The sequence below is a fragment of the Nakamurella leprariae genome (assembly GCF_016918035.1).
GTDB lineage: Bacteria > Actinomycetota > Actinomycetes > Mycobacteriales > Nakamurellaceae > Nakamurella > Nakamurella leprariae.
Genome location: NZ_JAERWK010000020.1, coordinates 201,914 through 223,494 on the forward strand (window position 1 = coordinate 201,914; position 21,581 = coordinate 223,494).

Consider the following 21,581-nt stretch of genomic DNA (forward strand, 5'->3'; position numbering starts at 1 on the left):
CCGCCGACCCCGACCCGCTCGAGGAGCTGTCATGACGCTGACCGTCCTGGACCCCACCGCCCGCAGCGCGGACGCCACCACCTCGCTGAACGCGCAGCCGGCGACCGTCGCCGGCCTCAGCGTCGGGCTGCTGGACAACGGCAAGCCCAACTCCGACCGCTTCCTGGCGGCGCTCGCCGACGAGCTGCGCCGGCGCGGGGCGCGACCGCTGGTCCCGAAGCGCAAGTCGAACATCGGCCGGCTGGCCGAGCCGGAGCTCATCGAAACCCTGTCGCTCGCGGCCGATCTCGTGGTGGTCGGGGTCGGCGACTGCGCCGGCTGCTGCTCCTGCTCGACGCTCGACGCCATCGCGCTGGAGGCCGCCGGGCGGCCGACGGTGATGGTGTGCACCAGCGAGTTCCTGACCACGGCCCAGATCTCGGCCGCGACCGCCGGCGTCCGGGACTACCCGTTCACCGTGATCGACCACCCGTTCGGCGCGCTGACCGCGGAGCAGGTGGCCGACCGGGCCCGCGAGGTGGCCGAGCGGCTGTGGGGTCCGCCGACCGACGGCCAGTGAGCGCGGCCGCCTGAGTCGGAGATGCTGATCAGGGCAGCGGTGTCCCGGTGTGCTCGGCCAGCGCGTAGCAGTGCGTCCTGGAACCCGCGGTCGGCGACGATCCCGTCGACGACGTCCCGACCAGCCCGGCTCCGCAACTGGCCGACGCCTGGCCGCCAGCCGGGCCGAGTGGGGTGCTGCCGACCACCGGGGACCACTCTGCTGCCGCCTCCCTGCTCGGTGGGGCGATGATGCTCGGGGCGCGGTGCCACTGCTGGTGGCGGGCCGACGGCGACTGCGGGGCTGAGGCGGATCGGCGCATTGCTCAGCCAGGTCCGCTCGGCGTCAGACGGCAGTAGGTTGGAGCCCCGTGCACCGACGGGGAGACGATGAGGCCATCAGAGACGTCTGATATGACAGCGTCCGCTGTAGAGCCGATGCCGCACTCAAGCCGAAGCCCTTCGGAACCCGAAACCAGAGGCGAGCGATGAGCGGTGAAGAGTTCCGGCGCGGCAACAGCCGCCTGCGCCGGATGCTGGCCGATCCCCAGACTCGGGACCAGGTCACCGCCGTGCGGGAAGAGATGGCACAGGCGGATCGCACCCACAAGATGAACCTGGCCGCGATCCGCAACGCGGCCAACCTGACCCAGGACGAACTCGCCGCCCGGATGGGCATCAAGCAGGCGGCCGTCAGTGGAGTCGAGGCCCGCAGCGATCTGCTGCTGTCGACGTTGGCCAACTACCTGCGCGCCGCCGGTGGCACCGACGCGCGGGTCGTCGTCACCCTCAACGGGCAGGACGTCGAACTGCCATTGACGAGCATTCTCGACGACGACCGACAGCCGTCGAGCTGACACCCATGACGCTCTCGGTTGGGGAGGCCTCGAGCAGGCTCCGACCGGCGTCAATCTGTCGTGACGCACGTGTGCTTTGCGAAGCCCGTCGACACTGTCACGAGAACGATCACTTGCGAAGAGTGCTGATCAGGGCAGCGGCGTCCCGGTGTGCTCGGCCAAGGCGTCGAGCAGCGCGTCCTGGAACCCGCGGTCGGCCACGGCCCCGTGGGTGTCGCGGCGCTTCTGGTGATACCAGTAGTGACCGCTGGTCAGCGCGTCCGGGTCGTCGCTGGTGGCCAGCCACACCTGGGTCGCCGCGCCCAGCTCGAGATCGTCCGAGGCGCCTCGGCCGCCCATCCGGGTCGGCACCCAGCCGGGATCGACCGAGTTGCTGAGCACGTCCGGCCAGCGCCGGGCCACCCCGGCCGCGAGCGCGCTGACCAGCTGCTTGGTGTTCGAGTAGGACGCCTCCCGGCGGGTGCCGGTCCAGTCCAGGGCGGCCAGGTCGGAGGTCTCCAGCCGGCCTCCCCGGTGCATGCCGCTGCTCAGGTAGACCAGCCGGTCCGGCCGGTCGATGAGCGCGGTGAGCAGGTACGGCGCCACCACGTTGACCCGGGCCAGCTCCCGCCCGGACAGCACCCCGGCGTTGTGGATGACGGCGTCCATCCGGCCCAGCGCGTTGACCTGGGCGGCCACGTCGCGCGTCGGGCCGGAGTCGGCCAGGTCGCCGACGACCACCTCGGCGCCCCGGGCGACCAGGTCGTCCACCGCGTCGCGCCGGTCCTCGTTGCGCACGTGCACCACCACGGCGTGCCCGCCGTCCAGCAGTCGCTCGGCGGCCAGATGGCCGAGCCCGTCGGCGGAGCCGGTGACCAGGACCCGACTCACGGCCGGTGGTAGTCCTCGTCGGACACGTGCTCCAGCCAGGTGGCGGCGGCCTCCGGGGTCTCGTCCCAGAGCGCCAGGTGTTCCATGAAGTCGTCGGGAGTGGCGCCGTGCCAGTGCTCCTCACCGGGCGGGGTGTACACGGTCTGACCTGGGGTGACCACCAGGACGGTGCCGTCCCGGGTCCCCATCAGGGCGACCCCTGCCACCACGTGCAGCGTCTGACCGAACGGGTGGGAGTGCCACGCGGTGCGGGCCCCCGGCGCGAACCGGACCCGGTTGCACCGCAGCTGCGCCGGCGCCGGCTTCGGCCCGGCGATCACGTCCATCCAGACGTCGCCGGTGAACCACTTGGCCGGAGCCTTGCCGGTCGGCTGCTTGGGCTCGATGTGCATGCCGCGCTCCTCGGTCGATCGTCGGGCCGTGCTCGTGCCCACTCTGGTGCATGCCGGCCGGTCGTGGGCGGTCGGGGTCGCGGCGCTTGCGCTGTCAGCGGAAGTGTTCGGCGTCACGCCGCCGCTGGATCCGGCGGTCGCGGGCTACCGTCGTGACGGCGGGCAGGCCGATCCACGCCGTTCCGCCGTGCCCGTCCCCGTGCAGCGTCGCGCGGTTCCGTTCCCCGCAGCACCGATCGATCGGGAGATCTCTGTGCCCACCACCGTCCGCGCCTGGGGCGCCCCGTCGGCCACCGACCCGTTGGTTCCGCTGACCATCGAGCGTCGCGACACCGGCGAGCACGACGTGCGCATCGCCATCCGCTACGCCGGCATCTGCCACTCCGACATTCACACCGTCCGCGGCGAGTGGGGCGACATCACCTACCCGCAGGTGGTCGGCCACGAGATCGCCGGCGAGGTCACCGAGGTCGGCGCCGGTGTCACCAAGTTCAAGGTTGGCGACCGCGTCGGCGTCGGCTGCATGGTCAACTCGTGCCGCGAGTGCGAGAACTGCCAGGCCGGCCTGGAGAACTACTGCCTCAAGGGCAACACCGGCACCTACAACTCGGTGGACCGCGACGGCACGATCACCCAGGGCGGCTACGCCACCGAGGTCGTCGTCGACCAGGACTTCGTGCTGAACGTGCCGGAATCGCTGCCGTACGAGTCGGTCGCGCCGCTGCTGTGCGCCGGCATCACCACCTACTCGCCGCTGGCCCACTGGAACGCGGGCCCCGGCAAGAAGGTCGCCGTCGTCGGCATGGGCGGCCTCGGCCACATGGCCGTCAAGATCGCCGCGGCCATGGGCGCCGAGGTGACCGTGCTGTCCCAGACGCTGTCCAAGCAGGCCGACAGCCTGGAGTTCGGCGCCACCGCGCATCACGCCACCAGCGACCCGTCGACCTTCGAGAAGCTGGCCAGCACCTTCGACCTCATCATCAACACGGTGTCGGCCGAGCTGGACCTGAACGCATACCTCAAGCTGCTTCGGCTGGACGGCACCATGGTCAACGTCGGCGCCCCGCCGCAGCCGCTGCCCATCCAGGTGTTCACCCTGTTCGGCGGCCGCCGCTCCTTCGCCGGTTCCAGCATCGGCGGCATCCGCGAGACCCAGGAGATGCTCGACTTCTGCGCCGAGCACAACGTCTCCCCCGCCACCGAGCTGATCAGCGCCGACCAGATCAACGAGGCCTACGACCGCGTGGTCAAGTCGGACGTGCGGTATCGGTTCGTCATCGATACGGCCACCATCTGACCCTGCTGTCTGACGCTGCTGTCCCGCCGAGGCCGGTGCATCCCTGACGGGGTGCGCCGGCCTCGGTCGTTCCAGGCTCTCGCGTGGCGGGCCGCCTGACCCGGACCTACGCTCCTTCGCACCGACACAACGACGTGGAGGCAGCGGTGAGCAGCAGTCTCGATCCTGACGGGTCCGCATCCGGCTCCGGGAGGGCCGCCGTCGATCCGGTGGTCAGTGCTTTTCCCACGAGAGTGTTGCCCGCCCCCAAGGTGCGGGAGATGCCGGCCGCCCCGACCCGGTACCTCCCGCTCATCGGCCCCGGCATCATCGCCGCCGGCGTCGGGCTGGCCTCGGGCGAGTTCATCCTCTACCCGTTCATCGCCTCGCAGGTCGGGCTGGTGTTCGTCTGGGCCGCGGTGGTCGGGCTGGTCACCCAGTTCTTCCTGAACATGGAGATCGAGCGGTACACGCTGGCCACCGGCGAAACGGCGCTGACCGGGTTCAGCCGCTACTGGCGGCACTGGGGTCTGGTCTTCGCGATCCTCACGTACTTCGCGAACCTCTGGCCGGGGTGGGCGACGTCGAGCGCCACACTGTTCTCGTACCTGTTCGGCGGCACGCCCCGGTACATCGCCATCGGGCTGCTGGTGCTGATCGGGCTGATCCTGACGCTGGCGCCGGTGGTGTACGTGGCGCTGGAGCGGGCGCAGATGCTCAAGGTCGCCGCGGTCATCCTGCTGTTCGTGGTGGCGGCGATCTTCGCGATCGGCGCCAGCGCCTGGGGCGACCTGCCGCAGGTGGTGACGAGGCCGCGGATCCCCGCCGAGGAACTGGGCTTCGCCGTGCTGCTGGGCGCACTGGCGTTCGCCGGCGGTGGCGGCGGGCAGAACCTGGTGCAGGCCAACTGGATCCGGGACAAGGGCTTCGGGATGGGCAGTTACGTCCCGCGACTGGTCAGCCCGATCACCGGGCAGCCGGAGGCCGAGCCGAGCACCGGCTACATCTTCCAGCCCAACGAGCGCAACCTGTCCCGTTGGCGGGGCTGGTGGAAGTTCGCCAACATCGAGCAGCTCACCACGTTCGTGCTGATCACCTTCCTGACCATCCTGTTCACCTCGCTGCTGGCCTACGCCACGGTCTACGGAACACCGGACCTGGCCAACAACATCAACTTCATCAAGACCGAGGGCGAGATCCTCGGTGAGCGCGTCGGCCCGTGGTTCCAGTACTTCTTCTGGTTCGTCGGCGCCTTCTCGCTGTTCGCCGCGGCGCTCGGCATCGTCGACTACACCAGCCGGCTGGCTGCCGACGTGGTCAAGACCTCCTACGCCCGCAAGATCAACGAGAGCAAGCTGTACGCCTGGCTGGTCTGGGGCCTGGTGGCCATCGGCATCGCCGTGCTGCTGGTCGGGTTCGACCAGCCGATCGTGCTGCTGGTCATCGCCGCCGTGGTCGGCGGCTTCATGATGTTCATCTACTCCGGGCTGTTGATCCTGATCAACCGCAAGCTGCTGCCAGCGCCGATCAAGGTGCGCGGGGTCCGGCTTGCTGCGCTCGTCTGGTCGATCCTGCTCTTCGGGACGCTTTCGGTGCTGACGTTCCACGACCAGATCGGTCGGTTGTTCGGGGACTGAGCGGGTCGGTCAGCCCCTCAGATGGCCATGGCCTCCCGCACCGACCCGGCCGCCTCCCGGCCGCCGTCGCCGGACGAGGTGACCCGCCCGGAGGCCAGCACGTAGTAGCGGCTCGAGGCGTCGAGCGCGAACCCGACGTGCTGCTCGACCAGCAGCACCGACAAACCACCGCGGGAGGCCAGGTCGATGATCGTCTGCTGGATCTCGGCGACGATCGACGGCTGGATGCCCTCGGTGGGCTCGTCCAGGATGAGCAGCTGCGGCTCGCTGATCAGGGCGCGGGCGATGGCCAGCTGCTGGCGCTGCCCACCGGAGAGGAGGCCGGCCTTGCGGCTGCTGAGCTCACCGAGCACCGGGAACATCTCCAGCGCCTCGTCGATGAGCGCCCGGCCCCGCTTGCGGCCGTCCGCGACCACCTGCAGGTTCTCCATGGTGGTCAGCTGCCCGAACGACTGCTGCCCCTGCGGCACGTAAGCCATGCCGCGGGCGACACGCTGGTACGGCCGCAGCCCGGTGATGTCCTCCCCGTCCAGCAGGATCTTCCCGGACCGCACCTTGAGCAGGCCCATGGCCGCGCGGATCAGCGTCGACTTGCCGGCGCCGTTGTGACCCATCACCGCGGCCACGCCGTCGGTGGGGACCTCGACGGTGACCCCGTGCAGCACGTTGGAGCGGGTGTATCCCACCGTGACATCGAGCAACGACAGCATCAGATCTCCGCTCCGGTGGGCGCGGCCGCGGCCGTGCCGAGATAGACGGCCTGCACGCGCGGGTCGGCCTGCACCTCGGCGACCGAGCCCTCGGACAGCACCTTGCCGGCGGCCAGCACGGTGACCGACTTGGCGAAGCTGCGCATGAAGTCCATGTCGTGCTCGACGATGACCACGGTGCGCTCGGTCGAGATGCGCTGCAGCAGCTCACCGGTGGCATTGCGCTCGTCGTGACTCATGCCGGCCACGGGCTCGTCGAGCAGCAGCAGCTGGGCGTTCTGCACCAGCAGCATGCCGATCTCCAGCCACTGCTTCTGCCCGTGCGACAGCACCCCGGCCAGGGTGTCGATCTGACCGGTCAGCCCGATGGTCTCCAGCGCGGCGGTGACCTCCTCGGGCACGGCGCTGCGCCGGCGCAGCAGGGTGAGCGGCGTGCGGTGCGCACCGGCCGCGATGTCCAGGTTCTGCAGGACGGTGAGATCCTCGAACACGGTGGACGTCTGGAAGGTGCGCCCCACCCCGAGCCGGGCGATCTTGTGCACCTTCTTGCCCTGCAGGTGGTTGCCGGCGAACTCGATGCTCCCGGTGGAGGGCACCAGTCCGGAGATGGCGTCGATGATCGTCGTCTTGCCGGCGCCGTTGGGGCCGATGAGGAACCGCAGGTCGCTCTTGAGCACCGTCAGGTTGACGGTGTCGACGGCGATGAACCCGTCGAAGGAGACGGTGAGGTCGGTGATCTCGAGGTAGTCGGTGGCCATCAGACCCTGCTCCCCACGTCGGTCTTGAGGTCGTCGGTCACGGCGACCGGCGGCTCGGCCGGCCGGCCACGCTTGTCGTCCCACCAGCCGCGGGCGTTGCGGATCACCGAGCCCAGGCTGGCCAGGCCGCCGGGCAGGAAGGCGATGACCACGATGAACAGCGCGCCCTGCACGTAGGTCCAGAACGCCGGGAACTGTTCGGACAGCGTGCTCTGTGCCCAGGCCACGCCGACCGCGCCGATCACCGGGCCCCACAGGGTGCCGCGGCCGCCGATGGCCACGCCGATGAGCATGGCGATGGACGGCGCGACGCCCACGTCCATCGGCGTGATGATGCCGACGATCGGCACGAACAGCGCCCCGCCGATGCCGGCCATGGCCGCGGCGATGACGTAGGCGACGACCTTGACGTTGGCCGGGTCGTAGCCCAGGAACCGGACCCGCTCCTCGGAGCTCTGGCAGGCGCGGAGCAGTTCGCCGTAGCGGCTGTTGCGCAGCTGCCGGGCGATGAACACCATCACCAGCAGGAAGCCGGCGGCCAGGTAGAACAGCATGCGCTGGTTGACCGGGTCGTTGAGGTCGTAGCCGAAGAACGACCGGAAGTTGCTGAGTCCGTTGGTGCCGTTGGTGTAGTTCCCGGACTGCGAGCCCAGCACGATGATGAGCAGCGCGAACGCCGCGGCCAGGGCCTGGGACAGGATGGCGAAGTAGGCGCCGCGGACCTTGCGCTTGAACGTGGCCAGGCCGAGCACGAGCGCGACCGCGGCGGGCAGCAGCACGATGGCCGCGATGGTGATCGGCCCGCTGCGGAACATCTCGATCCAGCCGGGCAGCCAGTCGGTGGTCGGTGGCATGTAGTCGGGCGCGCGGCCGGGGCCGGCGTCGTCCAGCTTCATGTGCAGGCCCATGGCGTAGGCGCCGAGGCCGAAGAACACGCCCTGGCCGAGGGTGAGCATGCCGCCGCTGCCCCAGGCCAGGCCGATGCCGACCGCGACGATGGCGAAGCACAGGTAGCGGGCGAGCAGGTTGAGCCGGAAGTCCGACAGGATGCCCGGCGCCAGCACGAAGAGCACGACGGCGGCGAGCAGGAACGGGACGAAGGCCGAGAAGCGGCTGCTGGTCAGGAACTTCATGCCAGGCTCCGGGTCCGCACGTTGAAGATGCCCTGCGGCCGCAGCTGCAGGAACAGCACGATGGCGACGAAGATGAGGATGCGCGCCAGGGACGCGTCGTAGATCTTCTCCAGGGCGGCCTGACCGATGCCGAGCACGAAGGCGGCGATGACCGCGCCCTTGATCTGCCCGATGCCGCCGACGACCACGACCAGGAACGCGTTGATGATGTACGCCTGACCGACCGAGGCGTTCACCGGCGCGAGCTGGGTGAGGGCCACGCCGGCGATGCCGGCCAGGCCGGAGCCGACGAAGAAGGTGAGCCGGTCGGTGGAGCGGGTGGAGATGCCGGAACACTCGGCCAGCTGCCGGTTCTGCACGGTGGCCCGGATGCGGCGGCCCAGCGACGTGGCCTTGAGCAGCATCGACAGGCCGACCACGGTGACCACCGCGAGGACGAGCACGAACACCCGGGTCTTGGGGAAGTCGAAGCCGAACAGCTCGATCGGGCCCTGCAGCCAGGTCGGGGTCTCGACCGACTTGCCCTGGGTACCGAAGATGGTCTTGGCCAGCTGCTGCAGGATCAGCGAGACGCCGTAGGTGACCAGCAGGGTGTCCAGCGGCCGGTGGTACATGCGGCGCAGCAGGGTCATCTCCAGGATGACGCCGAGCAGGCCGCCGACCAGGAAGGCCACCGGGATGGACAGCAGCAGGCCCACGCCCGCGTTCTCGAACAGGCCCTGCACCACGAAGGCGGTGTAGCCGCCGGCCATGATGAACTCGCCGTGCGCCATGTTGATGACGCCCATCTGGCCGAACGTCAGGGCCAGGCCGATGGCGGCCAGCAGCAGGATGGATCCGATGCTCAGGCCGGTGAAGATCTGCGACACCACGACATCCATGGGCGCGCTGCTCCTTCGGGTCGTCGGGGGGGTGACTGGACCGGGGGGGGGGGGGGGGGGGGGTGGGGGCGGGGGGGGGGGGGGCCCCGGGGGGGGGCCCCCCCGCCGCGCTCGTCAGGTCAGCTCAGGCCCTCGGCCCAGGGGTAGGTGGACAGGTAGGGGTCGGGCTCGATCGGCGCCGGCGACTCCCACTCGGTGTAGATGAGGCCGTCCTCGGCGACCTTGCCGATGAGCGCGGTCTTGGCGATGTGGTGGTTGTCGCCGTTGATGGTGACCAGGCCCTCGGGCGCCTCGAAGCTGACACCGTCGGCGTTGGCCTGGATGTCGGCCACCGCGAACGAGTTCGCCTTCTCGACGGTGTTCTTCCACAGGTACAGCGAGGTGTAGGCGGCCTCCATCGGGTCGGAGGTGACCCGGTCCTCGCCGTACTTGGCCTTGAAGTCGGCGACGAACTTCTGGTTCGCCGGGGTGTCGAGGGTCTGGTAGTAGTTCCAGGCGGTCAGCTGGCCGACCAGGTTCTCGACACCGACGCCGGCGACCTCCTCCTCGGCGATGGACACCGAGACGACCGGCATGGTGTCGGCGGACAGGCCGACGTTCTTGTACTCCTTGAAGAAGGAGACGTTGGCGTCACCGTTGAGGGTGTTGAACACCGCACCGGCGCCGGAGTCCTTGACCTTGGTGATGATGGTGGAGAAGTCGGCGCCGGAGGCGAGCGGGACGTACTCCTCGCCCTTGATCTCCATGCCGTTCTCGGCCGCCCAGGCCTTGATCTCCTTGTTGGCGGTCTGCGGGAAGACGTAGTCGGAGCCGACCAGGAACAGGCTGGTGACGCCCTGCTCCTTGAGGTAGTCCAGCGCCGGGAGGATCTGCTGGTTGGTGGTGGCGCCGGTGTAGAAGATGTTCTTGCTGGACTCGAGACCCTCGTACTGGACCGGGTAGTAGAGCAGCGCGTCGTTGCCCTCGAACACCGGCAGCATGGCCTTGCGCGACGATGAGGTCCAACCACCGAAGACGGCGGCGACACAGTCGCTCTGGATGAGCTTGTCGGCCTTCTCGGCGAAGGTGGCCGGCTCGGAGGCGCCGTCCTCCTTGATGACCTCGAGCTGCTTGCCGAGGACGCCGCCGGCGGCGTTGATCTCGTCGGCCGCCATGGTCAGCGACTCCTGCACGGTCTTCTCGCTGATCGCCATGGTGCCCGAGAGCGAGTTCAGGAAGCCGATCTTCACCGAGTCGCCGGACGTGTCGACGCAGGACTCCTTGGCCGCACCGGACGAGGCGGCGGCCGACGAACTGGAGGACGACGGCCCGCCGTCGGCGGCGGCGTTCACCTTGCTGCCGCAGGCGGTCAGGGCGAGCACACCCGCCACGCCCAGCAGTCCCACGTTCGTCAAGCTCCGTCGAGATCTGTTCACGCTCACGCCTTCCATGGCTGTCGAATGATTCCGAGCAGGGGAAATGGGGCGCCGCTCGGGCGCCTGGGGAGATGTCTGGATCGTCGGTCGCACGCCGCGTCGATGGTTGACTGGCAATCGGCCTCGTGAGCCGGGAAGTGCCGCTCCACCACGTCGTGATCACCGAACTGCGAGAAACGTATGGGCGACGTGTTCCCACGCAGTGACTGTCAGATTGCCGGCATGTGTCCTGAGTGACGTGATGTGTCCGGAGCGTGACGGGGTCGTCGGGGCGACGCCGCCGGTGGTCAGGGCCCCCGCTTGCTACCTGGGGATTCGCCCGCGGTTCACCCGTGCCGTCTCGCCGACCGTTGCGCAGGCATTGCGCCACCCGGTCGCGATGTTGCGCCGCCAGCTGGCCCAGGGCGCGCCGACTGCCACAGCGCGGGTAGCGGCGGACCGGAAGGGTTCGACGGACGCCGGCGGCCGACGCTGCTGTCACGTGCGTTCGTCGGTAGAACCTTTGGGTGCGTGCGCACCAGTGAGCCCTGCTCATCCTGGACCTGATCGGCACCTTCGCCTTCGCGGTGAACGGCGCGCTGACCGCGATCCGGATGACCCGGCTGGACATCGTCGGGGTGGTGACGCTGGGCATGGTGATGGCACTAGGGGCGGCATCATCCGCGACGAGCTGCTGGGCAGCCTGCCGCCGGCCACCTTCGGCGACTGGCGGTACCTGGCCGTGGCAGCGGGCAGTGGCCTGGTCACGTTCTCCCGGAAGCACGGGAACCTCGACGGGGTGGTGGTGACCTTCTTCGTCATGGTCGTCGCGGCGGGTCTGCTTCGGCTGCGGATGGTCGGCGTGCCGTTCGGCTGGCCGGCGCCGGGGATCCCCCGGTGGCCCGGCCGCGATCGGTCGTGACCGGTTGCGCTTGGCAGCAGTGGCGGTCAGGGTGGAGCGCTGGTCGGCGACAGGAGGACGGTCATGGTGGACGCGGTGCTGTCGGCTGCGCGACTGGACGTGGTGTCGGTCGGCTTCGCGCCGGTGAAGGGCACCCGCCACCTCCCGCAGCCGTCGGCGGAGTTCGACACGGACGGGCCTATCGGCGACCGCGCGTACTGCCTGGTCGACGTCGAGCGCCGCGAGGTGCTCAAGACCATCCGCAACCCGACCTTGATCGCGGTGGTGGCGCGGGAGACCGACAACGGGCTCGAGGTGGTACTGCCGTCCGGCGAGTCTGCGGTGGGCGTCCCGTCGCCGACCGGGGACCAGGTGACGTGTGAGTACTGGGGCCGCCCGGTCCCGTTGAAGCTCACTGATGGCCCGCACGCCGACCTGTTCTCCCGTTACCTCGGCCGGGCCGTGCGCTTCGCCCGGGCGCCGCGCGGCGGGGTTGTGTTCGGTGACCAGGTCACCGTCGTGACGACGGCGTCGCTGCGCGACCTGGGCTCACGGGTGGACGTGCCGGACCTGGTCGCCGAGGCCGGGCGGTTCCGAGCGACCTTCGTGGTGGAGACGGACGAGCCGTACGCCGAGGAGTCGTGGCTGGGGCGCGAGATGACGGTCGGGTCGGTGCGGCTGCGGATCAGCATCCCGATCCCCCGCTGCGGCGTCATCGACCTCGACCCGAACACCGGTGAGCGGCACGGGCGGCTGCTGAAGACGCTGGCCGGGTACCGGCCGGTCAACCGGGCGGGTGAGCCGATGTTCGGGGTGTATGCGCGGGTGGTCGGCGAGGCGTAACTGCCGTGGGTCCGGCTGGGGCCCGACGGTCGCAGTGCGAATCGGACACCTGCAGGGCACGATCCGTCCGTCAATGATGCCGCCAGTAGCGTCCGAGCCGATCGAGAGGCCATCCGATGCCCACCCACACCGCCTACGTCACCGCCGACGACCGGTGGTGGCTGGTCTCCGTCCCTGAGCTCGACGTCGTGACGCAGGCACAGCACCTGCGCGACATCGACCGGATGGCTAGGGAGGTCATCGCCGTGAGGCTCGACGTGCCGCTGAGCGAGATCGCGGTGCAGGTACGCGTGACCGGACCATCAGTCGCCGTCTGACTCCTCGCCCGAGCGTGTTGACTCATGCGCCCGTCGATGTCCACGACAACAGGCGTCCGCGCGACCAAGCACGCCCGACCGCCTCGGTTGCGACATCGGGGCCATTGATGATGGCGATGCCGAGGATGCTGTGACCTGAGGCGGGGCGATCGCCGAAGGTCGGGACCTCGGGTGCGACCCCGACGCCTTCCGCGGACACCCACATCAGCGGCCTCCCGGCCACCTGCAGCTGCTCGAGGAAGCGCCGGCGCTGCTCGGGCCGGAAGCTGGACAACGCCCAGGTGGTCATGACGACGGGGAGAGCATCGGCCGGGACGCTCGCGATGGCTGCCGGCAGCGTGTCGATCGGATCACCGGCAACGAGTCGCGGTCGGAGGGTCCGCAGCAACGCGATCTCCGCTTCGAGTTGGGCAGCTTGCTCGCGGTCATCGGGTGACACGCAGGCGCGCAGCCAGCGGGCGTCTGCCTCGTCGGTCACGTCCAACGGGCTGCGGTCGAGCCCGATGCGAGCGACCACCTCAGGCAGCGGCGTGGACGGGACCGCCCGCTCCCCCACCACCGTCGCCGCTTGCTGCACCGGAGAGGCGCTGTCTCCTAGATGCTGTCCGTGGTTGTAGGCGACTCCGACCCGATCGACGATGAGGTTGAGCGCCGCTGGCCTGCCGACGTCGATCAGCCCGACCGTCACGGCGCCGGCCCGGCGGGCGGCCTCGGCGACGAGCGGCGCGAGCACGGTGGCCCGCGCAGACTGGTCGACCACCGGTCGCCGATCTCCCGTGACGGCGACGATCGCTCCGATCTCGCGCGTCAGGGTGTCGACTGCCGCGACGCCGGCCGCCTCGCCGTCCCCCGCGGAGAACGCATCGGCCAGCTCGGGAGCCCGCCCGGCCAAGGCCAAGTCGTGGAGCGCGGCGAACACCGTGGCTGGTCTGCGCTTCGCGGCTGGCAGCGTTTCGATGGCCTCCAGAGCCTCTGTGCTGCGGGTGATCGCGCGGGCCATGCCGGCCGCCAACGGCCCGGATCCGAAGTCCTCCGTCACCCGACCGAAGCTGTCGGACACACCACGACCTCCCGTCATCAGGTCATTCTGCGTCGTGCCGACCCGCCGCCGAAGTCACCCACCGCTCGCCCACCGTGACTCTGTCCCTGTTCCCGACCACCCGATATTCAGGATCAAGCGAATCATCGGTGATCGCAGCATGGGAAGGAGCGTCGTGGACCGTGACCCCGGCGAGCGTTCACTGGCACGGATGGCGCGGTGGTCGGTGCAGAGCGCAGCGTCCATCGGCGCCCTGCTCGGTGTCCTGGCCGTTGATCACACCGCTGGTCTCAGCGGCCTGCTCGCGCTCGCGACCCTCGGACTCCCACTGGTCGCCTCGTGGATCGCGCTCCGCGTGGTCTTCACCGGGCGAGGCTGGCCGCCGCGGCCTTCTGACCTGGCACTGCCCATGGCGATCTGGATGACCGTCGGAGTCGCGCTGTGGAGCGTGCCGTTGGCAGTGGTCCTGCTGACGGTCGTCGCCGTGGGCGCCGTCGCGCCTGCCGTGCCGCTGCTGGTGGCACGAGCACGATCAACGCGATGAGGGGAGTCGGGCGGCCGTCCCCTCACACCACTCGCAGCAACGCATCGGCGGCATCCCGGACCGCGGGGTGCGCGAGGGTCAGCGGCTCGACTTGGACGCACGTCGGTCGCGCCCAGCTGGCCAGGATCGACCACGTGGGCCGCTGGAAGGACCACCACTGCACGGCCTGCCATCGACGGGTGGCCGGCTCGTGTGGGTCGCGCTCGTCCCAGATGCCGTGTCCCCAGGCCTGAGTGACGGCCAAGTTCCGCGCCACGATCTGCGTCGGCCGCAGCCCGCGCTGCGCCAGTTCGGCTGGGTCGTCCAGGTCCAGCACCCGCAGATCATCAGGTAGCGCGTAGGTGCCCAGCGCGCGGCGAGCGCCGGGCAGCAACGGAAACTCGAACATCGACGGGTCCCACGCCGACAGATTGCCGAAGCTCTCCCCGACCGCGCCGGCGGCCTCCCGCGCCAGGTACCAGACGAAGTCGTCGGGATGGTCGACGCGACCGCCGCGCTGGGGCCGGTGCTCGTACTCCGGGTGCCCCGGGTCGCCGGCCACCGCGGACGCCAGATACGGAAAGACGCGATGGAGCAGCACCTCAGGCCGCGCCGCCCCACGTCTCTGCGTCCAGCGCCTCGAGCACCGGACCGGGCCCGCGCAGCGTGAGGACGTCCACCGGCCGCGCACCGCCCAGGTGTGCATTCGCGCTCGTCATCCAGGTCGCGGCGGCCGGCTCGGCCCACACCAGTCGCACCCGGGCCAGCACGTGTTCGAGGTCGATGAGCACCGGCGCTACCTTCACACCCGGGCGCTCCTTGCCGCTGGCCCACCGCGACGGCTGGCTCGGCGAGACCCCCAGGATGTCGGCCAGGACCCGGCCACCACCGACCGCTTCGGTCAGCCACCGCGTCCGCTCGGCCGACAGCGGGTCGTCCGCCGGCCTCGCGCGGGACGATGGGCGCTCGGTCGCGGTCGAGCTCGGCGGCCAGGCCGTGTCGATCGTGACTGATCCACGGCGTGGACGGCGCCCGCGCTGTCGTGGCCGCGGAACTGTCGATCGCGGGCACCGGATACCCGGACCTGGTCGTGGTGCAGACCGACGGTTCGGTGACGGTGGTCGAGTGCAAGCTGCACACCAACTCGGAGATCCGCCGACACGTCGTGGGCCAGATCCTGGCCTCTGCGTCCGCGCTGTCGGAGTCGTCGGCCACCCAGTTCGTCACGGCGTGGCGTGCCACCACGCGCACCGATCTGGTCGCGGCCATCACGACACGCGCGGCCCAGGTGGGCGACGGCGACGACCCGGCCGCGTTCCTCGACTCGTTGAACGCGACGCTGGCTGAGGGCCGGCTCCGCCTGGTGATCGCGGTGGACCAGGTGACCGTCGAGCTGCGGCGCATCGTGGAGTTGCTGAACCGTGCCAGTGGCAGCGATCTCGACGTGGTGTGCATGGAGTTCGAGTACGTGGCCGACGGCGACGTAGAGATCGTGATCCCGCGCACGTACGGCATCGCGGCGGTTGAACGCAACGCCGCTCGGCGCGCGCAGCACAACGAAGCCGGCTTTCGCGCCGTCGCGCAGGAACGCTGCTCGGGTGCGCTGGCGGACGCCGTCGATCGGCTGCTCAGCCATGCCCGCGAGCACCCGGCGTTCCGGGGTTGCACGTGGGGCGTCGGGGCCCAGCCGAGCGCGTCGCCGTCGTTCGCGCTCGCCAATGGCACGGTCGTCCAGCCGTGGACCTTCTACCTGGCGACGGACGACCGGCACGGCCTCGCGGTCAACTTCGACTGGATCCACTACCACGGGCAGAAGGCCACCGAGGCGGCGACGGCGCGGTTCGCCGCGGCGTTGCGCCCGTTGCCCGGTCTCGCGGCCGAGGTCGACGAGGCTGCAGCCAACGGATGGCGGCGGCGTCCGACCATCCTGGCCGAGCCGTTGTTCAGGGCGCCGGATGCGGTCGCGGTCATCAGCAGCGCCATCGACGACGTGGTCGCACACGCGAGCGGCTGATCACCGCACGGTGATGTCCATGTCATCGCGGGACCCAGCCACGACCGGGCGCAGACGGGATGGTGACGCAATAGCGTGTGCGGCATGGCCACGGTGCAAGAGGTGCTCCACCGACACGGAGTGGAGATGGACGAGACAACCTTCGCCGAGCACCTCGACGCATTGCTGTCGCCGCGCGAGACCGGTGTCGACCTGTCCGCCCACGAGACCGCGTTCCTGCAGGACTCGGACGGCGTCGAGCCGGCCGTCGAAGATGCGCTGGTCGCGCTGGACACCCGTTCCGCCCTGGCGGCCGCCGCCGAGGTCGCTCGGACCCTGACCCGTGTCGAGGTGGCAACGCTGCTCGGGGTCAGCGCCTCGCGCGTCACCCGACTGGTTGCTGCCGGACGGTTGTCGTTCTACCGCGTGGCGCAGCGACCGATGTTCCCCGACTGGCAGTTCGTCGCGATTGACGGGGCGGCGGGTGGCGGGCGCACGCTGCCCGGCCTGGCAGGTGTGCTCGCGGCCATGCCTCCCGGGTCACACCCACTCGCGGTCCGGACCTTCATGCTCACCGCGGACGACGAACTGACGCTCGCCGGCCGGGAGCTGTCACCACGAGAGTGGTTGCTGTCGGACGGTGATGCCGCGCCGGTCGTCGAACTCGCCCGGACCCTCGGCGAACAGGTGTGACGGCAGCCGAGCTGCCGCGTCGACGTCTCGCCGGCCGAACAACCGAGTGGCGGACCTCGCCGACGTCGGACCCGTTGCGGCACGTCGCCAAGACCGCCAGCGCTGTTCGCCTCGGTGCTTCCCAACTGCTCAGCACGGGACCGAGTCCGCCATCCGGGGCGTGAGCCAGGGCGTTGCTGTCCACATGGCCGGACGTCGACGGCATCGCCTACCGCTCGTCCATGGCCGGCCGGGCCCGCCTCGCCTCATGGGCGCCCGCCGCCGGCTCGTTCCCGGCAGCACCAGAATTCGCGCGGGTCGTCGGCGATCCTGCGCTTGGCTGGCAGACGCTCCTGCGCAGCGCGGCCGCGCAGATCAGCTACGTCTTCGCCTGGAGGGCGGTCGGTCCCAGCAGGTTCAGAAGGGCGGCGGTTCGTGTTCTCGACCTCGCGGACCGCCCGCTCACGGCGACACGGCGATGGTCGTCGGCGCGGACAGGTCTGGGCTGTCCATCACGACGGAAAGGGCTTCGCCGTGATCGAGCGGGCGTGATAGTCGGAAGCTGTTGCGCTCCCAGCTGCCGGAGGCATCGCAGGCGAGGTTGGCAGGCTGCGGCGTCTCGAACGAGTACTTCAGATGCATCGTCGGGCCGTCGATCGACATCTCAGACGGCTCGATTCCGCAATAGGTGCCATTGATGAAATCAATGTGCACCTGGGCCCGGTCCTCCGACAGCGACGCGTAAATACCGGGGTTCATGACCTGCGAATCCGGCACGCCGATGGTGAAGGTTTCGATCGATCGATCCGAGTTCGCCGCGTCGCGATCGGAACACGCCGCTGTCCCGAGCAGGGCAACGGTGAGAAGTCCGCACGCGAACCGCGTCCAGATCCTGCCCTCGACGTCAGCCATCGGTCGCTCCGTTCGACGAGCAGTCGCAGTGATGAGCAGTGTGGTCGCACACTGGCGCGATCGGGTCATGAAAGCACCGCTGATCATCGACGGCCAGCCACTCGCCCGCCAGTCAGCTCTCACTGAAGCTGGCGACGAGCGCGTCAGCGACCTGTCGTGGCGAGAGCTGGCCGTACTGGTCCTCGTCCAGCGAGTTGACCTCGAGCACGGCGATGGCACCGGCCGCTTCATCGAAGTACAGGGCTTGGTACTCCCCCTGGGGGTTCGTGGGATACCAGCGGCTGAGCACCTGGACGTCCAGCTCGCCGGACTGGACCGTCTCGACGCTGTTGTCCTGCACATCGGTGCTGGGTTGATCGGTGAACTGCTCGACGGTCTCCCGCGCCTGGTCGTCCGAGCCGGTCTTGATCAACTGCAGCGATCCGGCGTACGCGTCAGGAGCCCACAGGTCACACACGTACCGGAACGCCGTGTCCGACGCGCTGTCGTCGCCGTAAGGTCCCCAGCCGACGTCCGTGATCTCGGCCGTGCGGCCCAGCAGCTCGGGCGGGGCGTCGGCGAGCAGGCAGTCCCCTCGTCCGAGCACGGGCATGGTCGCGCCGTGACCGTCCGAGTCCGGCCACCCCTGCGTCGTCCGTTCGATCCAGGACACCGGGATGCCGGTGACCGCCGTCGGAGGTTCGGGCACCGACGGACCCGAGCAGCCGGTCACCACCACGGCGGTTCCGGCGGCGATCACCCACCGACCGATCGACCGCGTTGTTCCAGCCAAGCTCGCCTCCCGAGGGACCTGCAGGCCGATGAAGTCGGCCTCCGTGACGGACACCAGTCTGGCGTCCGTCGCGGGGTCGGTGCGCACCGCGTTCGGCTCCGCGCGGTCACCCGGACGTGGCAGCCGACACCGACACGCTCAGCCGCGCTTCGCGATCGCCCCGTGCACGATCGCTTCCGCCACCCACTGCGCCACCTGTTCGGGGTACGGCGTCGGCAGACTGAGCACGACGTGCGGGAAGCCGGCGTCGATCGCCTCGCGGATGGCGGCGCGGGTGGCCTCCGGCCGCTCGTAGGACACGCCCAGCACGATCGACCGGGTGATCGACGCCGGGTCCCGTCCGATCTCCCCGCACAGCCGATCGAGCAGCTGGCTCCGCTGGACCAGGTCCTCGATCGGCCCGCCGCCGGGGATGTTCCAGATGTCGGCGTGCTCGGCAACCACCCACAGGGTCGCGGTGGCGCGGCCGCCGATGACGATCGGCGGGTGCGGCCGCTGCACCGGCTTGGGGTTGCCGAATGCGCCGGTGAGCCGGACTGAGGTCCCGGTGTGGTCGAACGGCTCCTCGCTGCTCCACAGCTGCTTGATGACGGTGAGCGATTCGGCGAGATCCCGCACTGAATGGTCGAAGTCGTGGTACGGCAGGCCGTGCGCCTCGTACTCCAGCCGGGCCATCGGCACCGTCGGGCGGGAGCCGGCGCCGATCCCGAAGTCGAGCCGCCCGTGCGAGACGACATCGACCGTGGCGGCGATCTTGGCCAGCACCGCCGGCGGACGGAACCGGTTGCTGGTCACCATGAGTCCGAGACGCACGCGTTCGGTCTGGGCGGCGAGCGCGGACAGCAGCGTCCAGCCCTCGAAGATCGGCCCGGTGAGTGGGCCGCCGATGGGCAGCAGGTGGTCGAACAGCCACAGGTGCTCGATCTCCGGGATGGCGTCGGCGTCGCGCCAGACGCGGAGCAGGTCCGGATAGGTGACCTGTTGCGGGGCGGTGAGGAGGCCGAAGCTGGGACGGGTGGTGGACGACATGACGTCGGTCCTCTCGGTTCGAGATGCGCGCTCGAGGCGCGCGACAGTGACGACGCGAATCCGTCGCTGTGCCAGGATGGAAAGCGGAACACCGCTCCGCTCACGATACGGAGCAGCGTTCCGCTTCGCAAGAACGACTCGGGGAGTGGCGATGACGACCGGCCGGACGACGCCGACCAAGCGGGCCGACGCGCGACGCAACGAGCAGGTCCTGCTCGACGCGGCCGCCGCGGCGTTCGTCGCGTCGGGCGTCGAGGTACCGGTCCGCCACATCGCGGCCCGGGCCGGGGTCGGGGTCGGCACGATCTACCGTCACTTCCCCACCCGCGCCGATCTGGTGATCGCCGTCTACCGCCACCAGGTCGATGCCTGCGCCGACGCCGGCCCGACCCTGCTCGCGCACGCCGACAGCCCCCACCAGGCACTCAGCCGGTGGATCGACCTGTTCGTCGACTTCCTGACCACCAAGCACGGCCTGGCCGCAGCCCTGCAGTCCGACCGGGCGCAGTTCGAGACGCTGCACGCCTGGTTCCTCGACCGCCTGGTCCCGGTGTGCGCCGAACTGCTGCAGGCGTGCGTGCAGGCCGGCCAGGTGCGCGACGACATCGAGGCGCTGGAGCTGATGCGGGGTGTCGGCAACCTGTGCATCGGCGCCGACGAGCGGTACGACGCGCGGCGGATGGTCGAGCTGCTCATCGCCGGCCTGCGGGCGACCACCCAGCGCTGACCGGCCGGCCGGTGCAGACGTCGACGGTCGTTCGCACCACTGATACCGTCCCGACCCGTCCGAAATCATGCATCTCAACGGCGAGGGCAACTTCGATGATCAAGCTGGTCTACGCACTGAAGCGTCGTGACGACATGACGCAGGAAGAATTCAGTCACCACTGGCTGAACGTCCACGCTCCGTTGATCGCGAACAACCGCGAGATCATCCGGGCCAAGAAGTACGTCCAGAGCCACCTGATCGACACCCCCGCGAACGAGGCGCTGCGCGCGCCACGCGGCATGCTGCCGCCGCTGGCCGGGGTGGCCGAGCTCTGGTACGACAGCGTCGAGGACTTCCAGGCCGCCGGGCAGGACCCCCGCGTCCAGGCCATCGGCCCCGAGCTGGCCGCCGACGAGCTGAAGTTCATCGACCACTCGGGCTCGCAGTTCTTCTTCACCGAGGAACACGAGATCTTCGACCACTCGGACAAGACCCCGATCGGGCCCGACGCGATCAAGTGCGCGTACCTGCTCAAGCGCAAGGACGGCATGACGCCCGAGGAGTGCCACACGACCTGGCTGCACGACCACGGGCCGCTGGTCAAGAGCTTCTCCCCCGTCGTGCACTCCACCAAGTACGTGCAGAGCCACGCCATCGCCTACGACGTCAACCACGCGATCGCCGCCGCCCGCGGCTTCGTCGAGCCGCTCGACGGGCTCACCGAGGTCTGGATCGCCAACCCCGCCGCCCGCGCCGAGCCGACCGACGAGAGCCGCCACGCCGGCGAGGCCATGGCGGAGGACGAGCGCCGCTTCGTGCAGATGGACCAGTCGCGCTGCTTCATGACCAAGGAGCACGTGATCTTCGATCACACCAGCTGAGGTCGAGCTGCGGGCGGCGCCGCCGGCATTCGGTGGCGCCGCCCGCCTGTGCGTCCCGCTCCCAGGCGAGACCGCAGGGTCTGCGAGACCGGCGACCGAGCACTTGGCGCGTCACGCGCGCTGCAGTTGCGGTCGGTGACCGCTGGGCCGACGCCTACTAGGGCGTGTCTCTATATGCGTGACCAGGTGATGCAGGCGGCGAGGATGACGGCGGCGCGGTAGGTGACGGCGAGTTTGTCGTAGCGGGTGGCCAGGCCGCGCCACTGTTTGGTCAGCGCGAAGTGGCGTTCGATGACGTTGCGGCCTCGGTCGGCGGTGCTGTCCAGGGTTCGGGGTCGGCCGCCGCGTGCCCCGCGGCGTCGGCGGGCGGTGATCTCGTCGGACTTCTCTGGGATCACCACCTTGATGCCGCGGGCGTGCAACGCACGGCGGTAGGTGCCGGCCGAGTACGCCCGGTCGGCGATCACCGCGTCGGGTCGGGTGCGCGCCCGCCCCCGGCCGAGCCGCGGGACGCGAAGCTCGCCCAGCACGGTGGCCAGCAGCGC

General features: G+C 70.0%; 25 protein-coding genes and 1 pseudogene. 12 read left to right on the plus strand and 14 right to left on the minus strand.

What is annotated here, in order from left to right:
• Positions 1–31: 31 nt before the first annotated feature.
• Complete coding sequence (locus JL106_RS15890; RefSeq protein ID WP_205261707.1) at positions 32–559, plus strand: UGSC family (seleno)protein; 528 nt, start codon at positions 32–34, stop codon at positions 557–559.
• A 466-nt stretch (positions 560–1,025) separates the two neighbouring features.
• Complete coding sequence (locus JL106_RS15895; RefSeq protein ID WP_205261708.1) at positions 1,026–1,394, plus strand: helix-turn-helix domain-containing protein; 369 nt, start codon at positions 1,026–1,028, stop codon at positions 1,392–1,394.
• 129 nt (positions 1,395–1,523) lie between these two features.
• Here the strand turns inward: JL106_RS15895 and JL106_RS15900 are convergent, their stop codons facing one another.
• Entirely contained in the window at positions 1,524–2,264 is a 741-nt protein-coding gene (locus JL106_RS15900) for an SDR family NAD(P)-dependent oxidoreductase (RefSeq protein WP_205261709.1), read from the minus strand.
• On the minus strand, positions 2,261–2,656 hold the full coding sequence (locus tag JL106_RS15905; RefSeq protein WP_205261710.1) for a (R)-mandelonitrile lyase: 396 nt from the start codon (positions 2,654–2,656) through the stop codon (positions 2,261–2,263). The genes JL106_RS15900 and JL106_RS15905 overlap by 4 nt, the downstream gene beginning before the upstream one ends.
• A 253-nt stretch (positions 2,657–2,909) precedes the next feature.
• Between JL106_RS15905 and JL106_RS15910 the strand changes: the two genes are divergently transcribed.
• Positions 2,910–3,953, plus strand: a complete 1,044-nt coding sequence (locus tag JL106_RS15910) for an NAD(P)-dependent alcohol dehydrogenase (protein WP_328842535.1) — start codon at positions 2,910–2,912, stop codon at positions 3,951–3,953.
• A 260-nt stretch (positions 3,954–4,213) separates the two neighbouring features.
• Positions 4,214–5,569, plus strand: coding sequence for an Nramp family divalent metal transporter (locus tag JL106_RS15915; RefSeq protein ID WP_205261712.1), 1,356 nt, complete (start codon positions 4,214–4,216; stop codon positions 5,567–5,569).
• Positions 5,570–5,586: 17 nt separating this feature from the next.
• Here JL106_RS15915 and urtE read toward each other — a convergent pair whose 3' ends face one another.
• From urtE to urtA, 5 genes are all read right to left on the minus strand, one after another.
• A complete protein-coding gene (urtE, locus tag JL106_RS15920) occupies positions 5,587–6,279 on the minus strand; it encodes an urea ABC transporter ATP-binding subunit UrtE (protein ID WP_205261713.1) in 693 nt (230 codons plus the stop codon).
• Positions 6,279–7,037 (minus strand): urea ABC transporter ATP-binding protein UrtD, encoded by a 759-nt coding sequence (gene urtD / locus JL106_RS15925; protein WP_205261714.1) that lies wholly within the window; start codon positions 7,035–7,037, stop codon positions 6,279–6,281. Before urtD ends, urtE begins: the two co-directional genes overlap by 1 nt.
• Complete coding sequence (gene urtC, locus JL106_RS15930; protein ID WP_205261715.1) at positions 7,037–8,170, minus strand: urea ABC transporter permease subunit UrtC; 1,134 nt, start codon at positions 8,168–8,170, stop codon at positions 7,037–7,039. Before urtC ends, urtD begins: the two co-directional genes overlap by 1 nt.
• Positions 8,167–9,051, minus strand: a complete 885-nt coding sequence (urtB, locus tag JL106_RS15935) for an urea ABC transporter permease subunit UrtB (protein ID WP_205261716.1) — start codon at positions 9,049–9,051, stop codon at positions 8,167–8,169. Before urtB ends, urtC begins: the two co-directional genes overlap by 4 nt.
• A 119-nt stretch (positions 9,052–9,170) precedes the next feature.
• Positions 9,171–10,481, minus strand: a complete 1,311-nt coding sequence (urtA, locus tag JL106_RS15940) for an urea ABC transporter substrate-binding protein (RefSeq protein WP_205261717.1) — start codon at positions 10,479–10,481, stop codon at positions 9,171–9,173.
• A 512-nt stretch (positions 10,482–10,993) separates the two neighbouring features.
• Here urtA and JL106_RS22610 point away from each other — a divergent pair.
• The 3 genes and pseudogenes from JL106_RS22610 to JL106_RS15960 all read left to right on the plus strand — a co-directional run.
• A pseudogene (locus JL106_RS22610) lies at positions 10,994–11,217 on the plus strand (trimeric intracellular cation channel family protein); the annotation flags it as partial.
• A gap of 213 nt (positions 11,218–11,430) precedes the next feature.
• The gene (locus JL106_RS15955) at positions 11,431–12,189 is read left to right on the plus strand and encodes an MOSC domain-containing protein (protein ID WP_205261719.1); all 759 of its coding nucleotides are present in this window, start codon (positions 11,431–11,433) and stop codon (positions 12,187–12,189) included.
• 116 nt (positions 12,190–12,305) lie between these two features.
• A complete protein-coding gene (locus tag JL106_RS15960; RefSeq protein ID WP_205261720.1) occupies positions 12,306–12,506 on the plus strand; it encodes a hypothetical protein in 201 nt (66 codons plus the stop codon).
• 22 nt (positions 12,507–12,528) lie between these two features.
• On the opposite strand, the gene JL106_RS15965 is transcribed toward JL106_RS15960, so the two are convergent.
• A complete protein-coding gene (locus JL106_RS15965; RefSeq protein ID WP_205261721.1) occupies positions 12,529–13,566 on the minus strand; it encodes a DUF2332 domain-containing protein in 1,038 nt (345 codons plus the stop codon).
• Between the two features lie 34 nt (positions 13,567–13,600).
• Here JL106_RS15965 and JL106_RS15970 point away from each other — a divergent pair, with 34 nt between their 5' ends.
• Positions 13,601–14,089, plus strand: coding sequence for a hypothetical protein (locus JL106_RS15970; protein ID WP_205261722.1), 489 nt, complete (start codon positions 13,601–13,603; stop codon positions 14,087–14,089).
• Positions 14,090–14,111: 22 nt separating this feature from the next.
• On the opposite strand, the gene JL106_RS15975 is transcribed toward JL106_RS15970, so the two are convergent.
• Both JL106_RS15975 and JL106_RS21180 read right to left on the minus strand, forming a co-directional pair.
• Positions 14,112–14,630, minus strand: a complete 519-nt coding sequence (locus JL106_RS15975; RefSeq protein ID WP_205261723.1) for an RES domain-containing protein — start codon at positions 14,628–14,630, stop codon at positions 14,112–14,114.
• Between the two features lie 40 nt (positions 14,631–14,670).
• A complete protein-coding gene (locus JL106_RS21180) occupies positions 14,671–14,874 on the minus strand; it encodes an antitoxin Xre/MbcA/ParS toxin-binding domain-containing protein (protein ID WP_205261724.1) in 204 nt (67 codons plus the stop codon).
• A 215-nt stretch (positions 14,875–15,089) separates the two neighbouring features.
• Here JL106_RS21180 and JL106_RS15985 point away from each other — a divergent pair, with 215 nt between their 5' ends.
• Positions 15,090–16,082, plus strand: coding sequence for a hypothetical protein (locus tag JL106_RS15985; protein ID WP_205261725.1), 993 nt, complete (start codon positions 15,090–15,092; stop codon positions 16,080–16,082).
• A gap of 126 nt (positions 16,083–16,208) precedes the next feature.
• Positions 16,209–16,754: a helix-turn-helix domain-containing protein gene (locus tag JL106_RS15990; protein WP_205261726.1), complete on the plus strand. Its 546-nt coding sequence runs from the start codon at positions 16,209–16,211 to the stop codon at positions 16,752–16,754.
• A gap of 441 nt (positions 16,755–17,195) precedes the next feature.
• On the opposite strand, the gene JL106_RS15995 is transcribed toward JL106_RS15990, so the two are convergent.
• The 3 genes from JL106_RS15995 to JL106_RS16005 form a co-directional block, all read right to left on the minus strand.
• Positions 17,196–17,645 (minus strand): hypothetical protein, encoded by a 450-nt coding sequence (locus JL106_RS15995; protein ID WP_205261727.1) that lies wholly within the window; start codon positions 17,643–17,645, stop codon positions 17,196–17,198.
• A 112-nt stretch (positions 17,646–17,757) separates the two neighbouring features.
• Positions 17,758–18,333, minus strand: coding sequence for a hypothetical protein (locus JL106_RS16000; protein WP_205261728.1), 576 nt, complete (start codon positions 18,331–18,333; stop codon positions 17,758–17,760).
• Positions 18,334–18,555: 222 nt separating this feature from the next.
• A complete protein-coding gene (locus JL106_RS16005; RefSeq protein ID WP_205261729.1) occupies positions 18,556–19,446 on the minus strand; it encodes an LLM class flavin-dependent oxidoreductase in 891 nt (296 codons plus the stop codon).
• Positions 19,447–19,597: 151 nt separating this feature from the next.
• Here JL106_RS16005 and JL106_RS16010 point away from each other — a divergent pair, with 151 nt between their 5' ends.
• Positions 19,598–20,173 carry a TetR/AcrR family transcriptional regulator gene (locus tag JL106_RS16010; RefSeq protein WP_205261730.1) on the plus strand — a complete coding sequence of 192 codons (576 nt, stop codon included), beginning with the start codon at positions 19,598–19,600 and terminating at the stop codon, positions 20,171–20,173.
• Positions 20,174–20,268: 95 nt separating this feature from the next.
• Complete coding sequence (locus JL106_RS16015) at positions 20,269–21,036, plus strand: EthD domain-containing protein (protein WP_205261731.1); 768 nt, start codon at positions 20,269–20,271, stop codon at positions 21,034–21,036.
• Positions 21,037–21,206: 170 nt separating this feature from the next.
• On the opposite strand, the gene JL106_RS16020 is transcribed toward JL106_RS16015, so the two are convergent.
• On the minus strand, positions 21,207–21,581 hold a 375-nt coding region (locus JL106_RS16020), incomplete at its 5' end, for a transposase (protein ID WP_205261732.1).

Excerpts from the sequence above, each read along its gene's own strand:
- JL106_RS15995 (WP_205261727.1), bottom strand. The coding sequence starts at position 17,645 with ATGGCTGACGTCGAGGGCAGGATCTGGACGCGGTTCGCGTGCGGACTT.
- urtB (WP_205261716.1), bottom strand. The coding sequence starts at position 9,051 with ATGGATGTCGTGGTGTCGCAGATCTTCACCGGCCTGAGCATCGGATCC.
- JL106_RS15960 (WP_205261720.1), top strand. The coding sequence starts at position 12,306 with ATGCCCACCCACACCGCCTACGTCACCGCCGACGACCGGTGGTGGCTG.
- JL106_RS16015 (WP_205261731.1), top strand. The coding sequence starts at position 20,269 with ATGATCAAGCTGGTCTACGCACTGAAGCGTCGTGACGACATGACGCAG.
- JL106_RS15895 (WP_205261708.1), top strand. The coding sequence starts at position 1,026 with ATGAGCGGTGAAGAGTTCCGGCGCGGCAACAGCCGCCTGCGCCGGATG.
- JL106_RS15905 (WP_205261710.1), bottom strand. The coding sequence starts at position 2,656 with ATGCACATCGAGCCCAAGCAGCCGACCGGCAAGGCTCCGGCCAAGTGG.
- urtC (WP_205261715.1), bottom strand. The coding sequence starts at position 8,170 with ATGAAGTTCCTGACCAGCAGCCGCTTCTCGGCCTTCGTCCCGTTCCTG.
- urtE (WP_205261713.1), bottom strand. The coding sequence starts at position 6,279 with ATGCTGTCGTTGCTCGATGTCACGGTGGGATACACCCGCTCCAACGTG.
- urtA (WP_205261717.1), bottom strand. The coding sequence starts at position 10,481 with ATGGAAGGCGTGAGCGTGAACAGATCTCGACGGAGCTTGACGAACGTG.
- JL106_RS15915 (WP_205261712.1), top strand. The coding sequence starts at position 4,214 with ATGCCGGCCGCCCCGACCCGGTACCTCCCGCTCATCGGCCCCGGCATC.
- JL106_RS15890 (WP_205261707.1), top strand. The coding sequence starts at position 32 with ATGACGCTGACCGTCCTGGACCCCACCGCCCGCAGCGCGGACGCCACC.
- JL106_RS16005 (WP_205261729.1), bottom strand. The coding sequence starts at position 19,446 with ATGTCGTCCACCACCCGTCCCAGCTTCGGCCTCCTCACCGCCCCGCAA.
- JL106_RS16010 (WP_205261730.1), top strand. The coding sequence starts at position 19,598 with ATGACGACCGGCCGGACGACGCCGACCAAGCGGGCCGACGCGCGACGC.
- JL106_RS15990 (WP_205261726.1), top strand. The coding sequence starts at position 16,209 with ATGGACGAGACAACCTTCGCCGAGCACCTCGACGCATTGCTGTCGCCG.
- JL106_RS15955 (WP_205261719.1), top strand. The coding sequence starts at position 11,431 with ATGGTGGACGCGGTGCTGTCGGCTGCGCGACTGGACGTGGTGTCGGTC.
- urtD (WP_205261714.1), bottom strand. The coding sequence starts at position 7,037 with ATGGCCACCGACTACCTCGAGATCACCGACCTCACCGTCTCCTTCGAC.